Here is a 22,819-nt window from a genome sequence, read left to right on the forward strand (position 1 = left end):
CTAACTGGCGGTCGGTCGCGGTCGCTCAGGGGGTGCTGTGGGGATGGGTTTCAGGCCTAGACGCCCGGTCCGCGCAGGCGACGGGCCGAGCTGACTTTCGAGCTCGGAGATGTCGTGCTCGGCGAACAGGAGCTCGGCACCGACACGGAATGATCGCAACTTCCGGGACGCGATCAAGTCGAAGAGTGCGGAACGTTGCACGCCGAGCCGCTCTGCCGCCTCGTCCAACCCGAGCATCTGGGGGGCCGGGCTGCTGCGGAATCTCTCCAGGTCCAGGTCGTACCAGCTCTGCTGCTGCAGCCAGAGGAAGTACTCGCGATCAATCCAGCGCGAGCCGATCGTGGTGGTCTCAGCCAGGAACTCGTCCAGGAGATCAAACAGGCCCTCCACAGCAGCGCGGTCATCCGCCGGACTGAGCGGGCGAACGGCCTGCGGTACCACGAGCCGCGTGACCAGGGCGGGCCACACGAGGTTGTTGCCGTCGTTCAGCTTGAGGACCAGGAACTCCCTGAAACCGGCGAGGAGTTCCGGTCGCCCAAACGACAAGCCGGTGACGAAGCTGACAAGCTGGTCATAGGTCAGCTCCGACCGCCCGAAGAACATACCCGGCCGAAGGCGCACGGTGCGGAGCAACTCTCGGTAATCCACGTTCCTGACCCTTCGTGGTTGGGCTGCGAGCTGAGCCATCTTGCCCAATGCGCTCGGAAGGAGCTGACCCCAGTCCGACCCAACGAGCGATTACGTGGGTCCGCCAGGGGCAAGTGGGGACACTCGGCGTGCACAGGTTGAGGCTCATGGCCAGACGGTGAGCAGTCCCTCGCCGCCGCCGTGCCAGGATCGTTGTGTGGATTCAGTTGTGAGCGCTGCTCGGCTCGAGTGGTGGGCTAATGGGTCGACCTGTCTGGCCGCTTTCGAGGTCTCTGTGACGATCTCGGTTGGGGACCACGGGTGGGAGGCGACAGGTCAGCTCGTGCGGATCGAGGAAGGCGAGGATCTGGCCTTCTTCCGTGGCCTGGATGATGCCTTCGACCTCTGCCTTCCAGACGAGAGCGCCGTCGCCGTCATCGTGACGGTTCTGACGCCGGCTGGGAGCTTTGCGCTGGCAGAGGCTCAGTAAGACTGAGGCGATCAGCTACCCGGGACGCCGTGCCGGCCTGGGTCGGCAGTTGTCCTGAGAACGGGACGACCTGCCGTGCCGCTCCGCACTCCGCTCCGCCTAGCCCCAGGTCAGCGCAAGTAAATGCCGACGAGCGGAAGTCCAACACCAGTAGAGGCGTGTCGGGGGTCAGGAGATGAGGTCGTTGAGGGGGATGCCTTCGGTTGCCAGGGTTTGGTGCATCCAGCGGCGCATTTGGTCGTTCGAGATGTCCGGGCTTCAGTGGGCGTCTGCCATGTGTCAGGGCGGAGGGAGCCGGGCAGGCTGGCGGCGGTGTTGGCCAGTAAGCGGATCAGTTCGTGGTGGTCGTCGACGGTTTCGCCGCCGATGGCGCCGGGGTCTCGTCGGAGGTAGGCGATCGTGCGGATGCTGGCCAGGGCGTTGTGAATGAGGATCACGTGCGCGCGTGCGGCCAGGTTCTGGGCGCGACGTTCTCTTCTCCGCATGCGGGTAAATCATCCAGGCATCGCTAGAGGAGGACGGGCTCACGGTGTCGTGTGATCATGTGCGGGTGATTCCGCGGCCATTCTTCGATCGCCCGTTGCAGAGGGACCCGTTGTGGTGGTGCGGGATTGTGGTGGGTCTGGTTGTCGGGGTCGTCTACGGGGTGCAGGAAGACCTTGGGGCGGCGGACTTCGTGTTCCAGGTCGTGGTCGGGACCTTGTTCTTCACCTGGTGGGTGGCCGGGCTGCTGCTGTCGACTGTTCGGCACTACTTCCGGCGTCGGCAGGCGAGCGCGGTGACCGAGGACGAGGCGCTCTCGGATCGGGGGCAGGATGGGTGAAGGGGTTGTTGTCGTCGGGTATGACCCGGGGTGGGTCGAGTTGTTCGGGGAGGTGGGGCGGCGGCTTCGGGGGGAGCTCGGGGAGGTGGGGCTGCGGATCGATCATGTGGGGTCGACGGCTGTGGTTGGGCTTGATGCGAAGCCGGTGATCGATGTTCAGGTTTCGGTGGCTTCGTTCGAGCCGTTGGAGGCGTATCGGGGGCCGATCGAGCGGGCCGGGTTTGTTTACCGGGCGGGCAATCCTGAGCTGACCAAGCGGTACTTCCGGGAGGCTCCGGGTGAGCGCCGCACTCATGTGCACGTCCGGCGGGCGGGGTCGTTCTCCGAGCAGTTCACCTTGTTGTTCCGGGACTTCCTGCGGACGCATCCCGAGCGAGCAAATGCCTACGCGGAGCTGAAATACCAACTGGCGAAGCGGTTCTCGGCGCCGGACCAGCGGCAGGACTACGTCGACGCGAAGACGCCGTTCATCTGGGAGACCATCCAGCAGGCTGATGCCTGGGCTCAAGCGACCGGCTGGGAGCCTCCGCCGTCCGACTGCTGACAGGCGTAGGGTCTCCCAGGTGTCGAAGGTCGGGGATGAGTCGTCGCGATTGGTCGTGCTTCGAGGGAATTCGGCCTCGGGGAAGAGCACCACAGCGCAGGAGGTACGGCGACGAGTCGGCCGCGGAGTCGCTTGGGTCGAGCAGGACTACCTGCGGCGAATCCTGCTCCGCGAGCACGACCGGCCGGCCGCGCCCAACATAGGCTTGATCGACCAGACGGTCCGGTACGCGCTCGACAACGGCTACCACGTCATCCTCGAAGGCATCCTCTACAGCCCGACGTACGGCGCGATGGTCCGCCAACTGATCGCCGACCACGCCGGCCACACCGGCGTGTACTACTTCCAGCTCCCCTTCGAGGAGACCGTACGGCGACATCACACCAAGCCGTCGTACGGCGTCACCGCGGACAAGCTGCGCGACTGGTACCAACCGTGCGACCTCCTCGGCGTACCGGGCGAGCAGATCATCGACTCCACCAGCACGCTCGACGACACCACCACCCGCATCATCACCGACCTCTCCTGGTCATCGGGCGGCCAGATCGCCCACCCACTCGAGGACAGCAACCTTGCGGAGGGGTGAAAGGACCGCGACAAGCGTGCCGATGAGCATGGCGGCCGTGGACAGGAAGAGGGTGGGGCGGAGGCCGAGGGTGGTGGCTAGTAGGCCCGACGTGAGGGCGCCTAGGGACTGCCCGCCGATCACCAGAGTGCGCCAGGTGGCTGTGACCTGAGCTAGGGAACTGGACGGGACCAGCGACTGTCGCAGAGTGCGCTGGGGAACGGCGAACAGCGACATGCCCAGCCCGGCCAATGCCTGGCCCAGCAAAACGACCGGAGCGAAGCCGACCGCCAGCGCAGCACCGGTCAGGGACGCTATGAACTGCCCTGTGATGTAACCGCGCCCGATGCCGACCAAGCGGATCCACCCAGGCGCGATCAGCGACCCGACAATGGCGGCCGCTCCAAAGACCGTGATTGCCACCCCGACAAGCGCAGGCGCCCACTGGAGCTCGCGGACCAGGTAGAGAACGATCAGCGGCCCCTGCAACGAGCCGGCAATCGCACCGACCGTCGCGGACACCGCCAACGGCGCCAGCACCGGACTGCCGAAGATCGTCCGCAGCCCGTCCGTCAGCCGCACCTCCGACCGCTCAGCCACCTCACGCCGAGGCTCACGGATCAGGTACGACGCCACCGCAGACACCACGTACGACGCCGCATCGAACAAGATCGCAAACGGCGCAGTCACCACCTGCACCAGCAACCCCGCCACAGAAGGCCCCGCTGTCGACGCCACGTTCAGGTTGAGCAGGTGCGCGCTGTTGGCTCGGATCAGCTCGTCACGCGGCACCAGCGCGGGCATCAAAGTCATCGACGCGGTCTCGGACAGCAGCGTGAACACACCGGCCAGCACGGCCACGACGTACAACTGCCACATCCCCAACGCACCCACAGCCGCCGCGGCCGGGATGGACCCGAGCAGGACTGCCCGCCCAACGTCCGTCACCACCAGCACCCGCCGCAGCGACCACCGGTCCACCCAAACACCGGCCGGCAACCCGAAGACGAGGTGCGGGGCCACAGTCAGCGCCGCCATCACACCCATCTCCACAGGCGACGCATGCAGGGTCAGTACGGCGACCAGCGGCAGTGCGACCGTGGTGATTGCACTCCCCGACGCCGACACCAACTGCCCGACCCACAGCTTCCGGAACTCGCCCCTGACGACCCAAGCCATGCCCGGCAACCTGTCACCGAGCACATTCGCCCGACTACACCTGTTCGCCCCCGGCAGAGCCTGTTCACCACCCGCGAAACCCGGCACACAGTCTGGACCAGGCCGGTAAGCGCTTCCGTTACCGGTGGTTACTGGCTAGGGTGCCGCCCTGTGTCGACGGGCGCGCTGGGGAGCGGCGCCGAGGGGGTTCTTGTGGTCAGGTTGCGGGTCAAGGCGGCCGCGGTCGCCTGTGCGATCGCTCTGGTACCGGTGCTGGCGAGTCAGGTGATGGCAGCCGATCCACCGGAGCACCTGGGCGAAGGCGTACTGGTCACACCCCGAACGCCCACGGCACAGGTCGGCGACGTCGGCCTGTCCGGCGCGCGGGTGGTGACGACAGACCGGACCGAGCAGACGCTCTGGGAGACCAGCAACAACGGCGCGACCTGGACCGCTACGGGCGGCACGAACGACACCAAGCCCTTCCAGCTCGAGGGCACGTCCCTGCTCACCTTCCAGGCCGGTACGGCGAAGGTCGGCGGCCTCACGTTCCCCGCAGCGGACGAGGTGATCCTCGGCAAGGGCGGCAAGCTCGTCTCCCACCGCACCCCCAACGCGGCGACCGCAGAGGTGTACGACGTCGCCACCAAGACCAAGCTGGCCGACTACGCCCCGCCGTTCGCCATGTCCGACAGCACGGTCTGGAAGGTCACCGACCCCGGACAGCTCACCGGCAAGGACCTCGCCACCGGCACCGTCAAGACAGTCCTGGTCGCCAGCAACTGCGCAGTCGGAAGGGACCGCGTCAACGGCCGCTGGGCCCTGCTGAACGGCTGCGGCCAGGTGGTGGACGTGAAGGGCCCACAGGCCCCGCGCAATCTCACTGTCGCCGCCGACTCCGAGCTCGGCAACGGCTTCACGGTCCAGACGACCACCGACCAGAACCTCCTCGTCACTGACCTCAACGACCCGGACCTCGGCCAGCGCACCTACGGACCGGTCCGGCAGCCCGCCGCCATCCGCGCCGACGGCTCCGGCCTGGCCAAGATCGTGTACGCCGACCCGGACTCGAAGGCCCGCGTCATCACCCTGAGCTGGCTCACCGCCGACCCGCAGCAGCGCCCGGATACGGTCGCTCCCGTGCTGACCAGCGCGTCGGCAGGCGACCGCATCCGCGACAACACGAGCCTGTCCTTCGAGTGGGCGTACACCGACCCGCAGGACCCCAACTCCCCCGCGACCGGCGTCGACTTGTACGACCTACGCATCCAGCAGCGCCCGAACCGCACATCGCCGTACGGCGCCTGGAATCAAGTCCCCTCGTGGCAGGGCCTGAAGACGACGGGCGCGAGCTACACCGCAGCGATTGGCACCGACACGTGCTGGCAGGTCAGGGCACGCGACTACGCGGGCAACGTGAGCGCCTGGAGCACGTCGTACTGCAGCGAGGTCGACGGTACGGCGCCTACGCTGCAGACACTCCGAATCGGCGACCGGGTCGCCGTCACGGCGCCGGTGACGTTCCGCTGGGCCTACAAGGACGACACCGACGTGGAGTCGTACGACGTGGTCTACAAGATCGCCGCACCGGGCGTTGCTCTGGGTAAGTGGATCTACCCGCCGATCTGGCAGAACACCAAGATCACGTCGATTACCTGGACCCCGCGGCTGGGCTGGGACGAGTGCTTCCTGGTCCGCTCCCGCGACTACCTGGGCAACCTGTCCGCCTGGTCGCCGCAGATCTGCGCCGTCGCGCCCCAGGACGACCGCGCCCTCACCTCGGCCGGGTCGGTGACGCGGTCGACCAGCACGCTCGCGTTCCAAGGCACAACGTCGATCCTGAAGGCGAACGGCGCATATCTGACCAAGACCGCGGAGGCCGGGGCCCGGATCGCCCTGGTCGCGATCCACGGACCCGGGCAGGGCCGGGTCGACATCTACCACGCGAACATCAAGATCGGCACAGTCTCGCTGGCAGCGACCACGACGGCCCGCAAGGTGACCTACCTGCCGATCACGCCGTTCCGGACCGGCGCGGTCAAGATCGTCTCCACCTCCACGGCGCCGGCCACGATCGACGGCATCGCGTTCCTGCGGGTCAATCCGTAGACCTATCGCGATTCGTAATCACTGTGACCCCCGTCACCGCGTGGTGGCGGGGGTCGCCTATTGCGACACGAGGTTATTCATCGCCGGGGAATGGAATTCGAGGGACAAGCGCTTACCCGTAGGCGATACTGGAAAGTGCGCCGTTTTCCGGTGGCAACCCCCACGATCCGAGCATGATGGGAAGTGCGCCCGTCCAGATGCCCTCAGAGAGACCTGCCCAAGCGCCGTCGATTGCAGCCCCTACCACCAGAGCACCCGAACGCAGCCGCAACCTCTGGCGGCTCCGCCCCTATCTCCGACCACACCGCTGGCGCTTGGTGACGATGTTCTCCACCGCCATGCTGGGCGTCGGCGTCAGCCTCACCGTCCCCCTCGTCACCAGGGCCATCATCGACGGCCCGGTCACCCGCCGCGAGCTCGATCTGCTGGTCCCGCTGGCACTGCTCGCCCTCGGCCTCAGCATCTCCGAAGTGATCCTGGTCTGGGTCCGCCGCTGGGCCCAGTCCCGGACGGTCAGCGACCTCGAGGCCACCCTCCGGCACGACCTGTACGTGCGGTTGCAGTCCCTCCCGATGGAGTTCCACACCCGCTGGCAGAGTGGCCAGCTGCTCTCCCGGGTCACCACCGACCTGTCCACCATCCGCCGGTTCATGGGCTTCGGCCTGCTGTTCCTGGTGATGAACATCCTCCAGCTTGTGGTCGTCACCACCCTGCTGCTGCGGCTGTACTGGCCGCTCGGTGTCGTCGTGCTCGCGGCAGCGGTGCCGATCATCGTGGTGTCGCTCAAGTTCGAGCGCAAGTACCTGGTGATCTCCCGGAAGGTCCAGGACCAGCAGGGCGACCTGGCCACCCGGATCGAGGAATCCGCGCTCGGTTTCCGGGTGATCAAGGCGTTCGGCCGGCGCCAGCACGTCCAGCAGCAGTTCGACGACGGCGCCATCACCCTGTTCAACACCTCCGTCGACAAGGTCCGGCTGGCGTCGCGGTTCTGGAGCTTCCTGGGCGTGATCCCCAACCTGACCCTGGTGGTCGTGCTGCTGCTCGGCGCGCTCGCCGTCGGCCGGGAGGCGATCACCCTCGGCACCCTGGTCGCCTTCATCACGCTGATGCTGTCGCTGATCTGGCCGGTCACGTCGCTCGGCGCCATCCTGGCGATGGCGCAGGAGTCGATGACCGCGGCGGACCGGATCAGCGAGATCCTGGACACCTGGTCCACCATCCAGTCGGGCGACGAGGAGCTGGCGAACCCCCGCGGCCACCTGCGGTTCGAGAACGTCAGCTTCCGGTTCTCCCCCGACTCCCCCGAGGTCCTGCACGACGTCAACCTCGACCTCACCCCCGGTACGACGCTCGCCCTGGTCGGCGCCACCGGGTCCGGCAAGACCACCCTGACCGCACTGGTTCCACGCCTGTACGACGTGACCGGCGGGCGGATCACGCTGGACGGGCACGACGTCCGGGACCTGACCCTGCAGTCGCTGCGCGGCGCGGTCGCGTCCGCGTTCGACGACCCGACGCTGTTCTCGATGAGCGTCCGGGAGAACCTCACCCTCGGCCGGCCGGACGCGACCGAGGCAGAGATCGAGCAGGCCCTTCAGGTCGCGCAGGCCGAGTTCGTCAACGACCTGCCGTGGGGCCTGGAGACCCGCGTCGGCGAGCAGGGCATGTCGCTGTCCGGTGGCCAACGGCAACGGCTTGCGCTGGCCCGGGCGGTGCTCGCCAAGCCCGCCGTCCTGGTGCTCGACGACACGCTGTCGGCACTCGACGTACACACCGAGGCGCTGGTCGAGGAGGCGTTGCGCAACGTGCTCTCCGACACCACCGGCATCGTGGTCGCGCACCGCGCGTCGACGGTGATGCTGGCGGACAAGGTAGCCCTGCTCCAGAACGGCACGATCACCCACGTCGGCACGCACCAGGAGCTGCTGACCGACGTACCGGCGTACCGGCTGCAGCTCGCGGCCGAGGAAGAGGAGGTGCACGCATGACGACAACGCAGCAGACACCTCCTGAGTCCGACGCCGAGGAGGAGAAGTCGGCGGAACAGTCCTGGCGGGGGTACTTCGAGGACGAGGGCGACCGGGAGTTGTCGAGGGCAACGACCATCCGGTTGAAGGAGGACTCGCGTAAACTCCTCGGCGAGCTGCTCCGGCCGTATTCCAAGATGATCTGGCTGCTGGTCGTGATCGTCGTGGTCGAGAACGCCGCCCGGCTCGCGGTGCCGTACCTGGTCCACCTCGGCATCGACAACGGCATCCCGCCGATCCTCGCCGGCGAAGGTCCACGAACCCTGATCACGATCGTGGTCACGGTCTTCGTGATGGCGTTGGTGCAGGCCTTCGCCCGGCAGCTGTTCCTGATGCGGTCCGGCAAGCTCGGCCAGACCATCCTGCTCGGGCTGCGCCGCCGGGTGTTCGACCACTTCCAGCGGCTCAGCCCGGCGTTCCACGACAAGTACACCTCCGGCCGGGTGATCTCCCGGCTCACCTCGGACGTCGGTGTCATCGACGAGATGCTGGCCAACGGGTTCGACAGTCTGGTCACGGCGCTGCTCACCCTGATCGGCACCGCGATCCTGCTGCTGACCTTGGACTTCAAGCTCGGTCTGCTGGCGTTGCTGTCGTTCCCGGCGCTGATCCTGATCACCGCCTGGTTCCGGCGCCGGTCCGCCGTGGTGTACCGCCGTACCCGCGAGGCCGTCGTACTCGTCATCGTGCACTTCGTCGAGTCGATGACCGGCATCCGCGCGGTCCAGGCGTTCCGCCGCGAGCCGCGCAACGAGGAGATCTTCCACGGCGTCAACGACAAGTACCGGGAAGCCAACCTCGAGTCGTTCCGGCTGAACGCGATCTTCATGCCGTCGATCAAGGGCGTCGGCAACATCACCATCGTCGCGATCCTGGCGTACGGCGGGTACCAGGCGTACCACGGTCACGTGACGGTCGGGGTGCTGACCGCGTTCCTGCTCTACCTGCGGCAGTTCTTCGAGCCGCTGCAGGACATCTCGCAGTTCTACAACACCTTCCTGTCCGCGAGCGCGGCCCTGGAGAAGCTGTCCGGGGTGCTCAACGAGAAGCCCGACGTACCGGAGCCGGTCAAGCCGGTGCGACCGGGCAAGAGCCGGGGACACCTGGAGCTGCGCAAGGTGCAGTTCCAGTACGTCGACGGCGTCTCGGTGCTGCCTGGCCTCGACCTCGACGTGCCGGCGGGGCAGACACTCGCGCTCGTCGGTACGACGGGTGCGGGCAAGACCACGATCGCCAAGCTGGTGGCGCGGTTCTACGACCCGACCAGCGGTCACGTGCTGCTGGACGGGTCCGACCTGCGCGACCTCACCGAGGACGACCTGCGCCAGCGGGTGGTGATGGTGACGCAGGAGAACTTCCTGTTCACCGGGACGGTCGCGGACAACATCCGGTTCGGCAAGCCGGACGCCACGCTGGACGAGGTGGTCGAGGCGGCCAAGGTGATCGGCGCGCACGACTTCATCATGGCGCTGCCTGAAGGGTACGAGACTCAGGTGGAGAAGCGCGGCAGCAGGCTGTCGGCCGGGCAGCGGCAGTTGGTTGCGTTTGCCCGGGCGTTCCTGGCGGACCCCGCTGTACTGATCCTGGACGAGGCGACGTCGAGCCTGGACATCCCCAGCGAGCGGCTCATCCAGCGCGCGCTGCGCACCATCCTGGCCGACCGTACGGCGATCGTCATCGCCCACCGCCTGTCCACGGTCGAGACGGCGGACCGCGTCCTGGTCCTCGAGTACGGCCAGATCATGGAAGACGGCTCCCCCGACAACCTCATAACCACCGGCGGCCGCTACGCCGGCCTCCACCAAGCCTGGGAAGAGTCCCTAGCCTGATTCAACCGCGGTAGCGGGCGCGTGGGGTCCTCCCCACGCGCCCGCTACGCATGCTCCTCCGTCGCCCGCCAGTCAATCACCGGGTTGCCAGTTGTTGCCCTCTGCAACCTGCGGGCCAACTGCGACCGTCTTCCGTCGGGTTCTGTCGGTGGGGGTGGGTAGCGTGAGGGCATGTTGACTACGTTGGCGGTGGAGAATTATCGGTCGCTGCGGCGGTTGGTGATGCCTCTGCGGGGGCTCAACGTGGTGACCGGGGCGAACGGGACCGGCAAGTCCAGCCTCTACCGCGCGCTCCGCCTGCTCGCTGACGCCTCTCGTAACGGTGCCGTAGCCGCGCTTGCCCGGGAAGGCGGCCTGCAGTCGACGTTGTGGGCAGGACCGGAGCATGTGCGCAAAGACAGGCCGGTTCAGGGCACCGTCCGGACCGGGCCGGTGGCGCTGCGGATGGGGTTCGCGTCGGACGACTACGGGTACGCCGTCGACTTCGGGATGCCGATTCCGGTCAGCGGCGTGCGGAGCGAGCCGTCGGCGTTCAACCTCGATCCGGAGATCAAGCGGGAGTCGTTGTGGGCCGGCCCGTTCCTGCGCCCGGCCGCGCTGCTGATGGAGCGTGGCGGTGGCGGCGCGCGCATCCGCGACAGCGACGGGCGGTGGCAGGACGGCGGGCATGTGCTCCAGCCCTTCGACAGCATGCTCAGCGAGTTCGCCGACCCGCAACGGGCACCGGAGCTACTTGCTCTGCGTGAACGCATGCGGGCCTGGCGGTTCTACGACCACGTCCGGACCGACACCGACGCACCCGCTCGACGTGCGCAGATCGGCACGCGGACGACGATCCTCGATCCGGAGGGCGCCGACCTAGCGGCCGCGCTGCAGACCATCCGAGAGATCGGCGCGAAGGGCGCCCTCGACGAGGCGGTCGAGCTGGCGTTCCCCGGCAGCCGGGTGGAGATCGTCAGCACCGCCGGCCGCTTCGAGATCGCCTTTCGCCAGCACGGCCTGCTCCGCCCACTCTCCGGCGCCGAGCTGTCGGACGGGACCCTCCGCTACCTCCTCTGGGTCGCCGCCCTCCTCACCCCGCGCCCACCCGAGCTCCTGGTCCTCAACGAACCCGAAACCAGCCTGCACCCCGACCTCCTCCCGGCCCTCGCCAATCTGGTCGTCACGGCCGCCAAGGACACCCAGGTCATCGTCGTCACCCATTCCCGCCCGTTCCTGGCCGCCCTCGACGCCCTGACCGACGACCTCCACACCATCGAGCTCGTCAAGGACCACGGCGCCACCACCATCGACGGCCAGCGCCCGCTCGACGAACCACCGTGGAAGTGGCCCACCCGCTGAGGTCTAGCCGGGGTCGGAGTTCTGGCATAGCCTCGGCTCAGGCCGGCACCGTGGGGGTGCCTGCCGTACGCCGGTACCCGGGGGGGTTCGGTCACAGGACTGAGGGGTCTGCTGCGTCGACCTGGCGTCTGCCCGACGTCCCATGTCTGTCTCCTTGTGGTGACGGCGTCTTTCCGCCTTCACAGGAGGCCGCGCATGAGGTCACCGATCCACCGACGAACAACTCGACGTACCACCCTGGCCGGCCTGTCCGCCGGCCTGCTGCTCGCCGCCACGTTGCCGGCGCTGAGCGCGTCAGCCGCCGACCCGTCCCCCACCGCGCCGAACGGCCGGCCCTGGACGGCGACGCCGCTGACCGTCGCCAGTACGGTCAACGGGGCCAAGTCGCCCAGCGGTCAGCTGGCCAAGAGCGACCCGAATCTCGTCAACAGCACGTCGGCCAAGCAGGTCCGGGTCGTCGTCAAGCTCGACTACGACTCGCTCGCCTCGTACCGCGGCGGCCTGAAGGGCCTGCCCGGCACCAGCCCCTCGGTCACCGGCAAACGGCTCGACACCAAGAGCGCCAACTCGGCCAAATACCTGAAACACGTCACCGCGATGGAGAACGACTTCCTCGCCGCCATGAGCACGAGGGTTCCGAGCGCGAAGGCCGGCCAGAAGCTGCGCACCGTGTACGGCGGTGTCGCCGTCAGCCTGCCCGCGAACAAGGCCCGCGACCTGCTGAAGCTGCCCGGCGTGGCGGCGGTTCAGCCCGACAATCCGCAGCAGCTGCTGACCGACTCCAGTGCCTCCTTCATCGGGGCTCCGGCGATCTACAGCCAGCTCGGGGGCTCGGCCAACTCCGGCAAGGGCATCGTCGTCGGCATCCTCGACAGCGGCGCCTGGCCGGAACACCCGTCCTTCACCGATCCCGGCACGCTGCCGGCGCCGCCGCCGAAGGCGGACGGCACCCCGCGGACGTGCGACTTCGGCGACAACCCGTTGACACCGGCCGCGGACCCGTTCGTCTGCAACCGCAAGCTCATCGGCGGCCAGCCGTTCCTCGACACGTACAACGCGGTGATCGGCGGCGACGTCTACCCCGACAGCGCGCGTGACTCGAACGGCCACGGCACCCACACCGCCACCACCTCGGCCGGTGGACCGGTCGCGAACGCCAACCCGCTCGGTATCGACCGCGGCCCGATCGCCGGCATCGCGCCGGCCGCGGCCGTCTCGGTCTACAAGGTCTGCGGCGCCGAGGGCTGCTTCCCGTCCGACTCCGTCCAGGCCGTCGCACAGGCCATCCTCGACGGCGTCCGGGTGATCAACTTCTCGATCTCCGGCGGCAGCAACCCGTACAGCGACCCGGTCGAGCTCGCTTTCCTCGACGCGTACGCCGCCGGCGTGTTCGTCTCCGCCTCGGCCGGAAACTCCGGTCCGGGCGCGAACACGACCGACCACCGCAGCCCGTGGGTCACCACGGTCGCCGCGTCCACGCAGAGCCGTACTTTCCGCTCGACGGTCACGCTGAACGATCCCGGTGGCGCGCTCGAGACTGCCACCATCTCGGGTGCGACGATCACGGCGGGCCTGAGCACCGCGGCACCGGTCGTCCTCGGCTCGGCGCCGCCGTACAACAACGCGCTGTGCAACACGCCCGCACCTGCAGGCCTCTTCGCCGGGAAGATCGTCGCCTGCCAGTTCAGCCCCGGCCGCGTGATGAAGGGGTTCAACGTCCGGCAGGGCGGTGCCGTCGGCATGCTCATGTACAACGCCGCACCGGCCGATGTGTTCACCGACAACCACTGGTTGCCGACCGTGCACCTCGAGAAGCCTGACTCCGACACGCTGCTGGCATTCCTCGCAGCGCACCCCGGCACCACCGCATCGTTCACGCAGGGCGCCACGGCCACCTGGCAGGGCGACGTGATGACGCACTTCTCGTCGCGTGGCCCCGGTGGCGACTTCCTCAAGCCCGACGTCACCGCGCCCGGCCTGCACATCATGGCCGGCGCGACTCCGACGCCGGAGTCTCCGGCCGAGGGACCGCCCGGGAACCTCTACCAGGTGATCGCCGGTACGTCGATGTCCTCGCCGCACGTGGCCGGTTCCGCTGCGCTGGTCCTCGCCCTAAACCCGTCCTGGACGCCGGGCCAGATCAAGTCCGCGCTGGAGACGACCGCCAAGACGTCGGTCACCAAGCCCGACCGCGTCACCCCGGCCGACCCGTTCGACTACGGCGGCGGCCGGATCGACCTGACCAAGGCCGGCAATCCCGGCCTGACGCTGGACGAGACGGCGGCCAACTACGCCGCGTCGGCCACCGACCCGCTGAACCGGATCGACCTGAACCTGCCGTCGGTCAACGCGCCGACCATGCCGGGCGTGATCACTGCCGAGCGAGTCGTCAAGAACGTCACGAACCAGACGCTCACCTTCACCGCCTCCGGCACAACGGTCAACGGCGCCAGCATCAGCGTGCTGCCGCCGGCGTTCCAGGTGAAGCCCGGTAAGACGCAGAAGCTGACGATCGCCATCACCGCACCCGCCCTGCCCGACGGCCAGTACTTCGGCCAGGTCAACCTCAAGCAGGTCGGCGGCAGCCGGGCCCTGCACCTTCCGGTGGCGTTCTTCCGCCAGGAGGGCATCGTGCCGGTCGACCAGACCTGCACTCCGTCCACCATCGCCCGCAACACCGGGCAGTCGACCTGCACCGTGACCGTGCAGAACAACAGCCTGCAGACCACGGACGTCACCGCGGTCAGCACGCTGAGCTCGCAGTTGCGGCTCAACAGCGTCACTGGCGCGACCAAGATCGGCACGCAGGTCGCGACCAAGACGGCAACGCTGGCAGGGCGCCAGCCGGACGCGCCGGGCATCGCGCCGGGCTCGTTGGCTGGGTACATTCCGCTGGACGCGTTCGGGGTCACGCCGACCCCGATCGGAGACGAGCAGGCGCTCAACTTCAACGTCCCGCCGTTCGTGTACGCCGGCCAGACGTACAGCCAGATCGGGGTCACCTCCAACGGGTACTCCGTCGTGGGTGGAGCGTCCGGGGACGACGTGCAGTTCCTGCCGCAGACGCTGCCCGACCCAGCCCGGCCGAACAACGTGCTGGCGTCGTACTGGACCGACCTCGACGGCACCGGGGCGCCGGGCGTCTTCGCCACCATCCTCACCGACGGGGTGAGCGACTGGGTCGTCCTGGAGTGGCGGGTGAACCTGTTCGGAACGACCAGCCTGAAGGTGTTCCAGCAGTGGATCGGCGTCAACGGCACCGAGGACATCACGTACGCCTACGACCCGGCCAACCTTCCCGGCAGTCCGCCCGCAGGCTACGGCCTGACGGTCGGCGCCGAGAACTTCGAGGGCACGGCCGGCGGCCAGATCACCGGCCCGCCGGTCACGGACTACCGGGTGACTAGCACGCCTGGGGCTCCGGGCGGTTCGATGACCTACTCGATGAACATCAAGGGTGTGCAACGCGGTACCGGCACGGTGACGACCGGCACCTCCACGCCACTGGTCAAGGGCATCACGATCGAGGTCGACAGGATCATCGTGAACTGACGACCTGACCGTCGCCCTGGCATCCGGGCCGGACCCCCGCGGGGTCCGGCCCGGATCAGTCCTTGACGGATTCGAAGCGGACGAGGATCACCGAGCCGATGGCGGACAGGACGAAGCCGGTGACGGCTCCGGGCCACCAGCCGGCGCGGACGGCGTCGTCCAGGACGAAGACGCCGACGGCGGCGGGGGTGATGGTTTGGAGGGCGATCATCGGGGTGGTGGCGAGGGTTACCGAGCCTCGTTGAAGGGCCAGGGAGTAGAGAATGAAGGCGAGCGCGCCGCTGAGGACCAGGGTGTAGGTGGTCGGGCTGCGGAGGACTTCGGCGATCGAGCCGTCCTGCAGCAACCGCGCTGAGATGGCGACTCCGGCGTACCCGAGGCCGGCGAGCAGGCCCAGCAGCGCTGTGGAGACGCCGTGCTGGGAGCGGCTGGCGATGGCGCCGAGTACGGCGATGACCACGAGGCCGACGATGAGGCCGATCGTGAGGCCCTGGTGACGGGTGCTGTCACCCGCATGACCGGCTGAGACGGCGAGCAGGCCGAGGCCGACGCAGACTGCGACCACGGCGGACCACTCGAGCGCGCTCAGCTGGTCCGACATCAGCCGGGTCGCGAGCAGGGCGGTGACGACCAGGCTGACGGCGATGCCGGCCTGGGCGAGGTAGAGCGGAAGCAGGCGCAGGGCAACGAAGTGCAGCGCGAAGCCGGCCAGGTTCAGCAGCAGCGCCGCGAGGAACGCAGGCTGCTTGAGCAGTGCGACGACGAATCCACCGAGCCGCCGCGGGTCAAGCTCCGACTCGGTCGGCACCGCACGCGAACCGACGGCCTGCAGGATCGACGCGATACCGAACAGCAAGGCGGCACCGAGTGCCGCGCCGAGACCTAGGACCACTCACACGGCCTTGCGCCGAGGCACCCAGAAGGTCAGGTACAGGCTGAGGACGGCGTAGTACAGCAGGTAGGACAGCGAGATCGCGACCACGATCGCGTTCGGGTCCGGCATCTGGGCGAGGAGTACGGCGTACGCCGCCAGCCAGACCGCCGTCGTGAGCAGGTTCATGGACCGGAACGCCTTGGTCCGGGACGGGTAGACGTACTTGACCGGGATGAACACCAGGATCGAGCAGACCACCAGGATGACGCCGGTGGTGACCGGGCTGAGGCCGAGGATGACGACGTAGAAGGCGACCACGTTCCAGTAGCTGGGGAAGCCGAGGAAGAAGTGGTCGTCGGTCTTCGCGTCGACCCGGCAGAACTGGTAGCTGGAGGCAAGCAACGGCAGCGCGGCCAGGACCGCGCCCCAGGCGCCGGACGGCAGGTAGTCGCCGGTCCAGAGCAGCACGATCGGAGCGAACGCGTAGGTCAGGTAGTCGACGATGTTGTCGAGCATCGCGCCGTCGAACCACGGGATGGTCTCCTTCACCCGCAGCCGGCGTGCGAGCATCCCGTCGGTTCCGTCGATCACCAGCGCGGCCAGGCCGAGCCAGAGCGCCCGGACGGCGTCGCCGTCGATGGCGGCGATGACGATCAGCAGCGCGAGCACCGTTCCGCTCGCGGTATAGGCATGCAGTGCCAGTCCGGCCAGACGCAACCGCGTCGACCCGACGAACGGTTCCTGCACCGCGTCGTGTGTGGTCAGGACGACTCCCAGAACTCGGTCGACGCAGCGCGCCGGACTACCCCGGCCAGCGTCTCACAAGCCGAGGCCTGTCCCGGTGACCACCTGCCCATCCGGGCCGGATCTGTGCGCGGACTTAACCGACCGTCCGCGCACAGAGCACGGGGACTAGCCGACCGGCTCCAGGACGAACTGCGGGATCTTCCGGCTGGTCTTGGTCTGGTACTCGGCGTACGGCGGGTAGGCCGCGACCGACCGCTCCCACCACTCGTCGTACTCCGCGCCCTCGATCTCGCGGGCGACGTACTCCTTGGCGACCTCGCCGTCCTGCAGCGTGAGCTTCGGGTCGGCCTTGAGGTTGTAGTACCAGACCGGGTTCTTCGGCGCGCCGCCGAGCGAGGCGACGGCGGCGTACACACCGTTGTGCTCGACCCGCATCAGCGGGACCTTGCGGATCTTGCCCGACTTGGCGCCGCGCATGGTCAGCAGCACGACCCGCATCCCCATGATGTCGACCACCTCGGTGGTCCCGGCCGCCTCGACCTTCTCCACCTGGGTGCGCACCCAGTCGGTCGGGCTCGGCGCGTACTCGTCGTTGTTCGATGTCATGTCATCAATTCTAATGGTGACGCGTCACCCATCAATAGTCCTCGGCGCGTCGAGTTGGGCCTCGACCTGCGCGGTCTCGGCGATCTCGGCGATGATCCGCAGCCGATTGTCCCACTGGGCCGCGACGTCTGCCATCCACTCTGCGGTCGCGGTCAGAGCGGCGGGGCGAAGCTCGAAGCGGACCTCACGACCCTCACGCCGACTCTCCACCAGACCGGCCTCCCGCAGTACGGCGAGATGTTGCACGACCGCCTGCCTGGTCACGGGCAACTGCCCCGCCAGCGAGGTGGCCGTCCCACCACCCGTCGCGGCGAGCAACTCCACGACGACCCGCCGTGTCGGGTCACCCAACGCCTCGAGCACCCCTTCGACATGTACGGCGGTCACAGCGTCGGCGCCAACTCAGTGAGCGCAGCGAGACCACCGTCCCAACCCTGCGCCGACTCCTCGGCCCGCTTCGCCTGCTCCTCGACCGACACGTCCAGCCGATCGAATCCGCTCTCCACCACGTGCAACCTGGTCCCCTCACCTTCCGGCGTGATGGTGAACTCGACGAGGTTCGAGTTCCCCAGCGCGACATCCACGCCCGGATCCACCGCATACCGGTAAGCGAACCGCCGGCCCGGCTCCACCTTCTCCACGAACCCGCGATACTCCCCGTGCTCGTCCCAGCGCATCACCAGCCGCCCACCCGGCCGCAGGTCGATCTCCGCACCGCCGAACGCATACCACCGGGCGAAGTTCTCCGGGTGGGTCACCGCCGCCCACACCACCTCGGGCCGCGCATCGACATACACCTCACGTTCCACCCTGCTGTCCATACCTCCACCCTGCCACTCAACCGATCGATGTGCAAGTCACGACTTGCACATCACGCTCAGACCGCGCAGGATTGGAGCTGGGTGGCGGTGGCGATGGTGGCCTCGACCCAGCGGCGGCGGAGGAAGTGGGCCTTCAGCAACCGGTGGGCGCCGTCCAGCACGACCAGGCGGCCGCGGTAGGCGACCAGGTTGACCGGGTGGTCGAGGTCGGCGTCCATCACCCGCTGGTAGTGGGCCCGGAAGTTCATCGGGGTGGCCGCGACCTGGTTCGGCGTGACCTTGAACCGCTCGCCGTCGAGCTGCCACAGCGGCAGGTCGAACATCCAGGCCAGGTCGGCGACCTCGACCGGCTCGACCTTGAGATCGAGCTCCCACAGCTTCTCCAGCTGCCAGCGGTACGGCGGGAACACCTCGCGCACCGAGTCCGGCATCATCGCGAGCAGCTCTTCGAACGAGACGTCGGGCGCACTCAGGTCCGAGTTCGCATCGAAGGAGACATCCTTGTCCATCGTCACGACCGAGCAGGCTACGCCATCGGCGGACCGCCCCCGCTAGCCGTGCGCCGTCCTGTGGATGATCACGATCGCGGAGTCGTCACCCGGACCACCGGCCGCCGCGACGAGCTCGGCCGCGCCGCCCTCGAAGCCCTGTGCGACAAGGCGTTCCGCGTGCCCGGCGAGCCGGTCGGTGCCCCGCCCGATGTCGCGCCGCGGCGTCTCGACCATCCCGTCGCTGTAGAGGAACAACGCGTCGCCCGGCTTCAACTGCCCGTGGTTGACCTCGAACTCCGGCGCCTCCAGCAGCCCGAGCAGCGGCCCGTCGGACTCCTTCGTCAGCCACCGCCCCGACCACGCGTCGAACTGGATCGCCGGCGGATGACCGGCCGTCCGCACGTCGAAGTCCCCGCTCTTCAGATCGACCGCGACGTGGACGACGGTGGCGAAGTCGTCGTCCCAGTCCTGCCGCCGCATGTACCGGTTCGCCGACGGCAGGAACTCCACCACCGGTACGACGCCGAGCAGTCCACCGAACGCACCGGACAGCAGCAGCGCTCGCGTACCCGCGTCGATTCCCTTGCCCGAGACATCGACCAGCGCGACCTCCAGCACGTCGCCACGGGTCGTCGAGACGACGAAGTCGCCGGAGAACGTCGAGGTCCCCGCGGGCCGGATCGCGGCCTCGGCCCACCAGCCGGACGGCAGGTCCGGCAGCACGCCCTGGGCGGTGAGCGTGTCACGCAACTCCGTCAGCATCGACTCGCTGCGCGTCCCCGGGACGCCGAGCCGGCTGCGGACCTTCGCCGAGGTGATGACGATCCAGCCGACGATCCCGAGCACCAGGACGAACCCGGTCTTCGGCAGGTCCGGCGGCCGCGACATCACGATGTAGGAACCGGCGGCCAACGTGATCAGGGTCAGCGCCACCAACTGCCGGAAGCGCAGCAGCAGACCGCCGAGGAGCAGCGGGACGACCAGCAGCGAGGCCGGCACGTGATTCGGCCACGCAAGGCTGCAAGCGCTGCTGACGAGTGCCGTCAGCAGCAAAACGACGAACGCCATCTGGTGCGAACGGCGCGCGCGCCGTGCCAGTGCTTCAGCCCTGCGGCTGAGCCGTCGTACCTCAGCGAGACCGCGGCTCCTGTTCATGGTGTGAAGAAGATAACGGGACTCCCCGGTCCGCGCATCCACTCGTAACACAACTGATGGCTGTCAGCTCTTGCGAGTGAGGCCGGTGCGCTGGCACCTGGGGCACCAGAACAAGTTGCGCCCGGCCAATATCTCGGTCCGGATCACCGAGTGGCAGACATGGCAGCGCTGCCCCTGCCGGCGGTAGACGTACACCTCGCCGCCGTGGTCGTCCTGGCGCGGGTCCCGCCCCATCGCCTCGGGAGTGTGGTCGTCGGCAACGGTGTCGATCCGCCCGGTCTCGACGCCGTACTTCATCAGCTCGAGCAGGTCGTCCCACATACCCTGCCACTCGCGCCTCTTCACCAGGTGACCGCGCGTCATCGGGTGCAGCTTCGCCCGGAACAGCACCTCGGCGCGGTACACGTTGCCGACACCGCTCAGGACCTCCTGGTCCATCAGCAACTGCCCGATCGGCAGCTTGCTGCGGTGAATTCGTTTCCAGGCCAGGTCGGGATCGGCGTCGTCGCGCAGCGGGTCCGGGCCGAGCCGCGCGAGCAACGTCTCGCGCTCGGGATCGGTCAGCACCTCACACACGGTCGCTCCGCGCAGATCGGCGTACGACGTCTCGTTCTGCAACCGGAGGCGGACCTGGCCGACCGGTTCGGGGACCGGCGCCGGGCCGAAGTCGACCTTGCCGATCAGCCCGAGGTGGATGTGCAGCCAGCCGGCACCCTCGAAATCGGCGAGGAAGTGCTTGCCGTGGGCCTCGGTCTGGCGCAGAACGTGTCCGTTCAGCAGCGCGGCGCCGTCGGCGAACCGGCCCTGCGGGCTGGACGCCTGGACCGGGCGGCCGCCGAACGCGTCCCAGACGTCGTTCGCCAGCCGGTGCAGGGTGTGACCTTCAGGCATGATTCCTCTTATGGGGACGACAGGTGGTGCGAAGGGCGGCGGCCGCAGCGGTCCGCCCACTCCGGCGGTCGTCGGCACCGGCCGCTCGATGCGGGCCCGGGACGTGTCCCGCCGGCGACAGCCGGTCAACCGCCGGCCGGTGCTGCCGCCGGCGGCTGACGACAAGGATCATGGCGACGACAAGGATCAGGACAGCGGCGGCAGCTCGCCGGTCGACTCGTAGTCCGACAGCATGGCGATCCGGCGGGTGTGCCGGTCCTCGCCGGAGTAGTCGGTGGCCAGGAAGGTGTCGACGAACCCGGTCGCCTCGTCCTCGGTGTGCATCCGCGCCCCGACGCTGATCACGTTCGCGTTGTTGTGCTCGCGCCCGAGCCGCGCGGTGTCGGTGCTCCAGGCCAGGATCGCCCGGACCCCCTTCACCTTGTTGGCCGCGATCTGCTCGCCGTTGCCGGAGCCGCCGATCACGATGCCGAGGCTGCCGTCCTCCTTCGCCACCCCCTCACCGGCCCGCAGGCAGTACGGCGGGTAGTCGTCGACGGCGTCGTACACGGCCGGGCCGTGGTCGACGACGTCGTGCCCGGCAGCCGTGAGGTGCTGGACCAGGTGGTTCTTCAGTTCGAAGCCGGCATGGTCGGAGCCGATGTGCACTCGCATGGCCAGAAGTCTTGCACCTGCTACCGACGGTCCGGCACGCCGGGCACGGTCAGCGCCCCGGTCAGCCGGGTCACCTCGGCGTACGCCTGCTCGTACGGCGTCCCCGCCGGATGCAGCGTGAACACCGCCACGATGGTCCGGTCGCCCGGCCCGACCGTCCCGGTGGTGTGCAACGCGTCACTGACCAGATCCACCGGGCTGTCCACCGGCTTGGCCTTGTCACTGCGGTAGCCGCTCGACCCGAGGAACCCGGACCAGCCCTGCTTGATGCTGAAGTCCTGCGCGAACACCGACGCGATCCCGAAGTACTGGTCGAAGCCGTCCGTGCCGTACCGGGTGGCCCGGTGCAGCAGGTCCATCACGAACTCCCGGACCGGCGCCGGCGCCTGCTCCAGGATGTATCGATAGATCCGGACGGTGTCCGCGGCCGTGATGGCGACGTACCCCCAGAACCCCGGATGGGTGGCCGGCGGCCCGGCCGTGTGGGTCAGGCCGAGCCGCTTCACCATCCGGTCGACTATCGAGCCGCCACCGAGCTCGTCCCAGTAGTGGCTCGCCGCGTCGTCGTCGCTGCTGCGCAGCATCGCCTCGAGCCGAGTCCGGTCGCTCGCCGGCACGCCGTACGCCGGAGCATGGTCCCAGAGGTAGTCGAGCACTATGAGCAACTTCACCACGGACGCGGACCGGAACCGGTGGTCCGCGTTGTGCTGCTGCAGGAACAGGCCGGTGTCGCGGTCGTACACGGCGACACCGGCCGTCACTCCGGTCGGCACGGTCAACGTCATCGGAAACCTACTCACCAGGTGGACGAAGTCATCGGTGAGCAACCTTCACCAACTGGCCCGGCCGCAAACAAGCCTTGAACCACAGACCGAAATCAGTCGAAGATCGGGCCGCGGTCCCGGGTCCGCTTGATCTCGAAGAAGCCCTCGGTGCCGGCCACCAGCCGGACGCCGTCCCAGAGCTTGCCGGCGGCCTCGCCCTTCGGCGCCGGCGTCACGACCGGGCCGAAGAAGGCGGCGCCCTCGACCGAGATGACCGGGGTGCCGACCTCCATCCCGACCAGGTCCATGCCGGCGTGGTGCGACTTCTTGAGGGCGTCGTCGTAGTGGTCGGTCTCGGCGGCCTCGATCAGCGAAGCCGGCAGGCCGGCCTCGGCCAGGGCTTCCTGCACCACGTCACCCTTGCCGTCGCCCACGCCGCGGCCGTCGACATGGATTCGATTGCCGAGCGCGGTGTAGAGGGGCAGCAGCACCTCGTTGCCGTGCGCCTGCTCGGCGGCGATCAGGACCCGGACCGGGCCCCAGAGGTTGCGGAGATTGGCTTTGTACTTCTCGTCGAGATGGTCACGGCCATCGTTCAGGACGGCCAGGCTCATCACATGCCAGGTCGTCGTCACATCGCGGACCTGCTCGACCTCGAGCATCCAGCGAGATGTCATCCAGGCCCAGGGGCAGGCCGGGTCGAACCAGAAATCGGCGGAGGCAGTCATATTCACCATCATACAAAGTTGAA

The 22,819-nt window shown here is 68.3% G+C and carries 23 protein-coding genes; 10 read left to right on the forward strand and 13 right to left on the reverse strand.

Annotated elements, in window-relative coordinates; genetic code table 11:
- On the reverse strand, positions 1-648 hold the full coding sequence (locus tag ACIBGM_RS05130) for a helix-turn-helix domain-containing protein (protein ID WP_360519710.1): 648 nt from the start codon (positions 646-648) through the stop codon (positions 1-3).
- 322 nt (positions 649-970) lie between these two features.
- On the opposite strand from ACIBGM_RS05130, the gene ACIBGM_RS05135 reads away from it, so the two are divergent.
- The 4 genes from ACIBGM_RS05135 to ACIBGM_RS05150 all read left to right on the forward strand — a co-directional run bounded on the left by ACIBGM_RS05135 (position 971) and on the right by ACIBGM_RS05150 (position 3,070).
- Positions 971-1,117 (forward strand): hypothetical protein, encoded by a 147-nt coding sequence (locus tag ACIBGM_RS05135; RefSeq protein ID WP_396384544.1) that lies wholly within the window; start codon positions 971-973, stop codon positions 1,115-1,117.
- Between the two features lie 613 nt (positions 1,118-1,730).
- Positions 1,731-1,940 carry a hypothetical protein gene (locus tag ACIBGM_RS05140; protein WP_360519714.1) on the forward strand — a complete coding sequence of 70 codons (210 nt, stop codon included), beginning with the start codon at positions 1,731-1,733 and terminating at the stop codon, positions 1,938-1,940.
- On the forward strand, positions 1,933-2,484 hold the full coding sequence (locus ACIBGM_RS05145; protein WP_360519716.1) for a GrpB family protein: 552 nt from the start codon (positions 1,933-1,935) through the stop codon (positions 2,482-2,484). Before ACIBGM_RS05140 ends, ACIBGM_RS05145 begins: the two co-directional genes overlap by 8 nt.
- A 19-nt stretch (positions 2,485-2,503) precedes the next feature.
- On the forward strand, positions 2,504-3,070 hold the full coding sequence (locus ACIBGM_RS05150; RefSeq protein ID WP_396384545.1) for an AAA family ATPase: 567 nt from the start codon (positions 2,504-2,506) through the stop codon (positions 3,068-3,070).
- Here ACIBGM_RS05150 and ACIBGM_RS05155 read toward each other — a convergent pair.
- Positions 3,014-4,228 carry an MFS transporter gene (locus ACIBGM_RS05155; RefSeq protein WP_396384546.1) on the reverse strand — a complete coding sequence of 405 codons (1,215 nt, stop codon included), beginning with the start codon at positions 4,226-4,228 and terminating at the stop codon, positions 3,014-3,016. The two genes, ACIBGM_RS05150 and ACIBGM_RS05155, sit on opposite strands and share 57 nt — an antisense overlap.
- Positions 4,229-4,378: 150 nt before the next feature.
- Between ACIBGM_RS05155 and ACIBGM_RS05160 the strand changes: the two genes are divergently transcribed.
- The 5 genes from ACIBGM_RS05160 to ACIBGM_RS05180 all read left to right on the forward strand — a co-directional run bounded on the left by ACIBGM_RS05160 (position 4,379) and on the right by ACIBGM_RS05180 (position 15,065).
- Entirely contained in the window at positions 4,379-6,316 is a 1,938-nt protein-coding gene (locus ACIBGM_RS05160; protein WP_396384547.1) for a hypothetical protein, read from the forward strand.
- 323 nt (positions 6,317-6,639) lie between these two features.
- Positions 6,640-8,304 (forward strand): ABC transporter ATP-binding protein, encoded by a 1,665-nt coding sequence (locus tag ACIBGM_RS05165; RefSeq protein ID WP_396384908.1) that lies wholly within the window; start codon positions 6,640-6,642, stop codon positions 8,302-8,304.
- On the forward strand, positions 8,301-10,172 hold the full coding sequence (locus ACIBGM_RS05170; RefSeq protein WP_396384548.1) for an ABC transporter ATP-binding protein: 1,872 nt from the start codon (positions 8,301-8,303) through the stop codon (positions 10,170-10,172). Before ACIBGM_RS05165 ends, ACIBGM_RS05170 begins: the two co-directional genes overlap by 4 nt.
- A gap of 171 nt (positions 10,173-10,343) precedes the next feature.
- Positions 10,344-11,513, forward strand: coding sequence for an AAA family ATPase (locus tag ACIBGM_RS05175; protein ID WP_360519726.1), 1,170 nt, complete (start codon positions 10,344-10,346; stop codon positions 11,511-11,513).
- 195 nt (positions 11,514-11,708) lie between these two features.
- Positions 11,709-15,065 (forward strand): S8 family serine peptidase, encoded by a 3,357-nt coding sequence (locus ACIBGM_RS05180; RefSeq protein ID WP_396384549.1) that lies wholly within the window; start codon positions 11,709-11,711, stop codon positions 15,063-15,065.
- A gap of 55 nt (positions 15,066-15,120) precedes the next feature.
- Here ACIBGM_RS05180 and ACIBGM_RS05185 read toward each other — a convergent pair whose 3' ends face one another.
- From ACIBGM_RS05185 to ACIBGM_RS05220, 8 genes are all read right to left on the reverse strand, one after another.
- The gene (locus tag ACIBGM_RS05185) at positions 15,121-15,957 is read right to left on the reverse strand and encodes a hypothetical protein (protein WP_360519730.1); all 837 of its coding nucleotides are present in this window, start codon (positions 15,955-15,957) and stop codon (positions 15,121-15,123) included.
- Positions 15,958-16,686 (reverse strand): CDP-alcohol phosphatidyltransferase family protein, encoded by a 729-nt coding sequence (locus ACIBGM_RS05190; protein WP_360519732.1) that lies wholly within the window; start codon positions 16,684-16,686, stop codon positions 15,958-15,960.
- A gap of 165 nt (positions 16,687-16,851) precedes the next feature.
- Positions 16,852-17,292, reverse strand: coding sequence for a nitroreductase family deazaflavin-dependent oxidoreductase (locus ACIBGM_RS05195; RefSeq protein WP_396384550.1), 441 nt, complete (start codon positions 17,290-17,292; stop codon positions 16,852-16,854).
- A 24-nt stretch (positions 17,293-17,316) separates the two neighbouring features.
- Positions 17,317-17,679, reverse strand: coding sequence for a metalloregulator ArsR/SmtB family transcription factor (locus ACIBGM_RS05200; RefSeq protein ID WP_360519736.1), 363 nt, complete (start codon positions 17,677-17,679; stop codon positions 17,317-17,319).
- Entirely contained in the window at positions 17,676-18,113 is a 438-nt protein-coding gene (locus ACIBGM_RS05205; protein ID WP_360519738.1) for an SRPBCC domain-containing protein, read from the reverse strand. The genes ACIBGM_RS05200 and ACIBGM_RS05205 overlap by 4 nt, the downstream gene beginning before the upstream one ends.
- Positions 18,114-18,169: 56 nt before the next feature.
- The gene (locus ACIBGM_RS05210) at positions 18,170-18,622 is read right to left on the reverse strand and encodes a hypothetical protein (protein WP_360519857.1); all 453 of its coding nucleotides are present in this window, start codon (positions 18,620-18,622) and stop codon (positions 18,170-18,172) included.
- A 42-nt stretch (positions 18,623-18,664) separates the two neighbouring features.
- Entirely contained in the window at positions 18,665-19,759 is a 1,095-nt protein-coding gene (locus tag ACIBGM_RS05215) for a PP2C family protein-serine/threonine phosphatase (RefSeq protein WP_396384551.1), read from the reverse strand.
- A 63-nt stretch (positions 19,760-19,822) separates the two neighbouring features.
- Complete coding sequence (locus ACIBGM_RS05220) at positions 19,823-20,650, reverse strand: Fpg/Nei family DNA glycosylase (RefSeq protein ID WP_396384552.1); 828 nt, start codon at positions 20,648-20,650, stop codon at positions 19,823-19,825.
- 10 nt (positions 20,651-20,660) lie between these two features.
- Between ACIBGM_RS05220 and ACIBGM_RS05225 the strand changes: the two genes are divergently transcribed.
- Complete coding sequence (locus tag ACIBGM_RS05225) at positions 20,661-20,873, forward strand: hypothetical protein (RefSeq protein WP_360519744.1); 213 nt, start codon at positions 20,661-20,663, stop codon at positions 20,871-20,873.
- On the opposite strand, the gene ACIBGM_RS05230 is transcribed toward ACIBGM_RS05225, so the two are convergent.
- From ACIBGM_RS05230 to ACIBGM_RS05240, 3 genes are all read right to left on the reverse strand, one after another.
- Positions 20,837-21,304, reverse strand: a complete 468-nt coding sequence (locus ACIBGM_RS05230) for a ribose-5-phosphate isomerase (RefSeq protein ID WP_360519746.1) — start codon at positions 21,302-21,304, stop codon at positions 20,837-20,839. The genes ACIBGM_RS05225 and ACIBGM_RS05230 overlap by 37 nt on opposite strands.
- A 20-nt stretch (positions 21,305-21,324) precedes the next feature.
- On the reverse strand, positions 21,325-22,089 hold the full coding sequence (locus ACIBGM_RS05235) for a hypothetical protein (protein WP_396384553.1): 765 nt from the start codon (positions 22,087-22,089) through the stop codon (positions 21,325-21,327).
- A gap of 92 nt (positions 22,090-22,181) precedes the next feature.
- Complete coding sequence (locus ACIBGM_RS05240) at positions 22,182-22,796, reverse strand: DsbA family protein (RefSeq protein ID WP_360519750.1); 615 nt, start codon at positions 22,794-22,796, stop codon at positions 22,182-22,184.
- Between the last annotated feature and the right edge of the window lie 23 nt (positions 22,797-22,819).

Origin of the sequence: Kribbella sp. NPDC050470 (genome assembly GCF_044458365.1) — a bacterium.
Lineage (GTDB): Bacteria > Actinomycetota > Actinomycetes > Propionibacteriales > Kribbellaceae > Kribbella.

Bases quoted from the DNA above. Each gene is read 5' to 3' on its own strand.
- ACIBGM_RS05210 (WP_360519857.1), bottom strand. From the start codon at position 18,622: ATGGACAAGGATGTCTCCTTCGATGCGAACTCGGACCTGAGTGCGCCC.
- ACIBGM_RS05175 (WP_360519726.1), top strand. From the start codon at position 10,344: ATGTTGACTACGTTGGCGGTGGAGAATTATCGGTCGCTGCGGCGGTTG.
- ACIBGM_RS05165 (WP_396384908.1), top strand. From the start codon at position 6,640: ATGTTCTCCACCGCCATGCTGGGCGTCGGCGTCAGCCTCACCGTCCCC.
- ACIBGM_RS05235 (WP_396384553.1), bottom strand. From the start codon at position 22,089: ATGACGTTGACCGTGCCGACCGGAGTGACGGCCGGTGTCGCCGTGTAC.
- ACIBGM_RS05230 (WP_360519746.1), bottom strand. From the start codon at position 21,304: ATGCGAGTGCACATCGGCTCCGACCATGCCGGCTTCGAACTGAAGAAC.
- ACIBGM_RS05205 (WP_360519738.1), bottom strand. From the start codon at position 18,113: ATGGACAGCAGGGTGGAACGTGAGGTGTATGTCGATGCGCGGCCCGAG.
- ACIBGM_RS05240 (WP_360519750.1), bottom strand. From the start codon at position 22,796: ATGACTGCCTCCGCCGATTTCTGGTTCGACCCGGCCTGCCCCTGGGCC.
- ACIBGM_RS05215 (WP_396384551.1), bottom strand. From the start codon at position 19,759: ATGAACAGGAGCCGCGGTCTCGCTGAGGTACGACGGCTCAGCCGCAGG.
- ACIBGM_RS05170 (WP_396384548.1), top strand. From the start codon at position 8,301: ATGACGACAACGCAGCAGACACCTCCTGAGTCCGACGCCGAGGAGGAG.
- ACIBGM_RS05155 (WP_396384546.1), bottom strand. From the start codon at position 4,228: ATGGCTTGGGTCGTCAGGGGCGAGTTCCGGAAGCTGTGGGTCGGGCAG.
- ACIBGM_RS05145 (WP_360519716.1), top strand. From the start codon at position 1,933: ATGGGTGAAGGGGTTGTTGTCGTCGGGTATGACCCGGGGTGGGTCGAG.
- ACIBGM_RS05195 (WP_396384550.1), bottom strand. From the start codon at position 17,292: ATGACATCGAACAACGACGAGTACGCGCCGAGCCCGACCGACTGGGTG.
- ACIBGM_RS05220 (WP_396384552.1), bottom strand. From the start codon at position 20,650: ATGCCTGAAGGTCACACCCTGCACCGGCTGGCGAACGACGTCTGGGAC.
- ACIBGM_RS05225 (WP_360519744.1), top strand. From the start codon at position 20,661: ATGGGGACGACAGGTGGTGCGAAGGGCGGCGGCCGCAGCGGTCCGCCC.
- ACIBGM_RS05180 (WP_396384549.1), top strand. From the start codon at position 11,709: ATGAGGTCACCGATCCACCGACGAACAACTCGACGTACCACCCTGGCC.